The organism is Deferribacterota bacterium (assembly GCA_034189185.1).
Lineage (GTDB): Bacteria > Chrysiogenota > Deferribacteres > Deferribacterales > UBA228 > UBA228.
In genome coordinates this window covers 1-4,165 of sequence record JAXHVM010000164.1, presented here as the reverse complement: position 1 = coordinate 4,165, position 4,165 = coordinate 1, and the positions used below count along the sequence as shown (strand labels likewise).

At 32.3% G+C, this 4,165-nt stretch carries 4 protein-coding genes; all 4 read right to left on the bottom strand.

From position 1 onward, the window contains the following. Positions 1–162: 162 nt before the first annotated feature. Entirely contained in the window at positions 163–1,062 is a 900-nt protein-coding gene (locus SVN78_09110) for a succinate--CoA ligase subunit alpha (GenBank protein ID MDY6821764.1), read from the bottom strand. Beyond that, the gene (locus SVN78_09105; protein ID MDY6821763.1) at positions 1,046–2,257 is read right to left on the bottom strand and encodes an ATP-grasp domain-containing protein; all 1,212 of its coding nucleotides are present in this window, start codon (positions 2,255–2,257) and stop codon (positions 1,046–1,048) included. The genes SVN78_09110 and SVN78_09105 overlap by 17 nt, the downstream gene beginning before the upstream one ends. A gap of 3 nt (positions 2,258–2,260) precedes the next feature. Beyond that, entirely contained in the window at positions 2,261–3,100 is an 840-nt protein-coding gene (locus tag SVN78_09100; GenBank protein ID MDY6821762.1) for a CoA ester lyase, read from the bottom strand. 320 nt (positions 3,101–3,420) lie between these two features. Then, the coding region (locus SVN78_09095) for a 5'-nucleotidase (protein ID MDY6821761.1) at positions 3,421–4,165 on the bottom strand (745 nt) is incomplete at its 5' end.

The window sequence follows — 4,165 nt, the reverse complement described above, 5'->3', positions numbered from 1 at the left end:
TATTATCTATATAAATTTAATTTATTTAATTTTTAAAGCATATTATTAAAATGGTTACTTGATTAACATTATGCTTTAATGGGTCAGTTTCTTACTACAACTTACTACTTAAATACTCTCAGGATGACTTTTGAAAAGGCTGTTGACTGTATTTTTTTATTTTTAGCCTAAAGCATCTCTTAGTAGTGGTTGTATATCATCAAATTTATCAGCAACATATACCCCACAATCTTTCAGCTTTTTTATTTTTTCAGAAGGCTTACCTATACCTTTAGAGATCATAGCCCCTGCATGACCAAATACAGTATCCTCTGGTAGACTTTCTGTAAATCTACCTGCAATAAAAGCAATAATAGGTTTATTATATTTATTATGTTTTAAATAGTCGGCAACCTCTTCTTCGAAGTTGGTTCCAGGCTCTGAGAACATAACAATTGCCTCTGTCTCATCATCACTACCAAAAAGCTTTATAAGATCTAGTGGCTTCATACCTATAAAAGGATCCCCACCTATACTTACAGCAGAGCTAACACCAAAACCAGCCCTTTTTATCATAAAAGCTGTTTCTGCTGTCATTCCGCCACTTCTAGAGATAACGCCTACACTACCTGGAACAAAACATCTCTCAACATTATCGCCGCCAATTGCACCTATTTTCATTCTATATTTTGGGCTTATAATACCAACAGAGTTTGGACCAATAATATAAACACCTTTCTCTTTTGCTAGTTTTAGAAATTTTATTGCGTCTCTCTGAGGTACATTTTCAGTAGCAATAAAAATTATTTTTATATTATTAAATATAGCTTCTAAAACTGCATCATAAACAAATGCAGGTGGCACATATATAGCCGTAGTATTTATAGCTGGATTTTTTGAGATAGCTAATTCAAGACTATTATATACGCTAACACTCTCCACTCTTTGCCCTCCCTTACCAGGTGTTACACCAGCTAAAATAGGAGTGCCATAATTAAGGGTGTGTCTTGTTACCATTGATGCTTCCCTGCCAGTTATCCCTTGTATAACTATATTTGTATTCTTATCAAGAATTATAGCCACTTCTATATACCTCATTCATTTTTTTTACCATTTTTTCGGCAACCTCAGTTAAAGTTATCTCATCTGCATAATATTCAATACCTTCCTTTTCAAAAATTTCCCTTGCAACTTTTTCGTTAACTCCTGCTTCTCTAACAATTATAGGAAATTTTTTTGGATTAATACCCAAATCCTTTATAGCTCTTACAACCCCTTCTGCAACCAGATCCACTTGGGTATTGTTTGTAATATTTTGAGCAACTAATAGTCCTTTAACTCCAGGTTTCGATAGGATTATCTTACAAAGTCCATAAAGTTTTTCGGCAGTTGGGTTACCACCAAATTCTGAGTAGTTAGCTGGCTTTCCACCTGCGCTAACTAAGGCATCAAATAACAATAGGCTAGCACCACCTCCTCCACACATAAAACCAATATCACCATTTTCCATTTCTGTATATCGTGCTGTACCTCTGTAAGGGTCAGCCTCATTAACTTCAACTGATTTTTTTTCTCTTTCTGTTAAAGGCCTCCAATATTTTTCAGAGCCAATTTGTACAATTGAGGATAAATTACTATGCCTAAACATTGCTGCATCATCCACTCCCATAAGTGTTCCGACTATTCTTAAATCATTATTTGCTGTTAAGGCTAGTGGATTTAATTCTAACAGGTAGTCATCATATTTAGTAAAAAAATGATATAATTTAGTTGTAATATTCCCAAGTTTTTGTATTAAATTCCCCTTTAGTCCTGCTTTAATCCATAAAGATCTTGCCTCAAAAGGGTTTAATCCTAAGAATGGATCTATATGGTACTGATATATTTCACTTGATTCCTCAATATCTACCCCACCCTCAGGGCTGATTATTAAAAGAGGTAAATATTTAATTTTATCATAGGTAAAAGATATGTAGAATTCCTTTGCTATATTTATCTTTTCTTCAATTATAATTTTATTAACTGGGTAGTTTCTAACAGTCATAGAGAATAAGTCTTCTGCCCTACTTCTAGCTTCCTCTAAATTATTAGCAAACTTAACTGCACCAGCCTTTCCTTTCTTTCCTATAGGAACTAATGCTTTTAAAACAATAGGAAAATTTAGTTTATTTGCTAATTTATCTACCCCACTTGGTGAGTCAGTAGTATAAAAATCACCTACTGGTAAACCATCTTCTCTCATCAATGCTTTTATATTATCCTCAGTTAGCCTTCCCAATTATTACTCCTGATTAAAATTATTTATTAGATTAAGCAAATTTTTTGACCTCTTATACACTGGATAATCAACAAATTTTCCATCTACTTCTATAGCAGCAGTACCTTCCTTTTCACTTTTCTCAAATATCTCTACTACTTTTTTAGCTTCTTCTATTTCTTTTTCACTAGGTGTAAAATTATTATTTATAATAGGTAATTGTTTAGGATGTATTGCTAATTTACCAAACATCCCCAAAATTTTAGCTTCCTCTATTTCTAGAGCAAGAGATGTTTCATCTTCAAGGTCAGGAAATACTGTATCAACAGGTGGAAATAAATTTGCTACTTTTGAGCTTAAAACGAGCTTACTTCTAGGGTATAATAACTCTTTACCTGTTTTAGAATAAATTGCTTCAATATCTAGAGTATAATCAATAGCTCCAAAAGCTAAACGTGATATATTTTCTGAGGAAGCTGCTATATTTTGAGAGTTTATAACACCCTTTGCACTTTCTATAAGTGGGATAATATCTAATTTTATTTTTAATCTATTAACTAAATAAGTAACATCTTCACCTTTTTCACATTTGGGTAAAATTACACCATCTATATTGGAAGTATTAATACATTCTATATCTTTTTCAAAATAAGGGCTTTTCAAGCTATTAATTCTTATATATAAGGGCTTTTTTCTAGGTTCATTGCTTAGCCTTAAGGCTATATCTCTTGCGCTATCCTTTTCATTTGTGGCTACTGCATCCTCTAAATCAATGATAATTGCATCAGCTTCACTTGATAAAGCTTTTCTAATGCGCTTTTCATTATTACCTGGTACAAAGAGAAAACTTCTATATAATCTCATTATAAGTTTTATATCACTTTATTTTATAACAATCAATTATGTTAGTCTCCCAACTTCGCAAGTTGAATTTTCCGCATCTGTCCCTCAATCTTTTACTTCGCAAGTTGAAGGAATCTTTGATATGTTAGAAAACTTAGTTATTGCAACTACACCTGGTATAGATTTTGGTAAAAATAACTCAAACAACTATATTCGCTTTACCTATACGTATATAAGATATATATACCATTTAAAAGTAAGAAGTGCTAAGTGATAACATAAAAAATAACAAAATAAAAAGTTGTTAATAACTTCTAATATAGAAATTTATAAAGTAGTTTTTACATAATTTTTTTAATTCTGCCCTCTATTGTATAATAAATTGGCTGTTTTAATTCATTTATAAAATTTATTAATCCGTCTAAATCTGTTGGCCCTATTTCTCTGTTTCTGCCATTCTTTAAAACTGTAAAACCATCACCACCATCAGCAAGAAAAGAATTAACAGTTATCTTATAAATTCTGTTATCATCAAGTGGCACATTGTTGTTATCTACAATATTTATTATCCTTTCGTTAATATCCTTGTTTGCATCCCACGTGTATGAAAGCCCGGATATTTGTAGCATCCTTGGATAATCTTCAGTCTGCCATTGTTGTCTTAATAGTTCTTTTATTTCATTACCTGTCAGCTCCATTTTAACCAACGTATTACCAAATGGCTGTACTGAGTACAAATCTCCATAAGTAACCACACCTGCCTTTATATCATCTCTAATGCCGCCTGGATTCATAAATGCAAAATCTGTGTTCATTTGCCAATTTTGTGCATCCGCTATTAGATTGCCTAGTGCTGACTCACCTGCTTCGTTTTGCTGTCTTGTTATATCAACTTCACTCACCGTTATCTCTCTATTTATTATAGGATTTACTTGCTCAACTGCTTTATTTACCAAGTCCTCTACCGCAGCATCAGGTTGTAAACCGACACCTTCATCAGCATAGGTTGTTATAATTTTAGAAGTTTTTTCAACTATATCACCACTTAACCTATCTATAGCAAAATCTATATCTGTATAAGCTGTG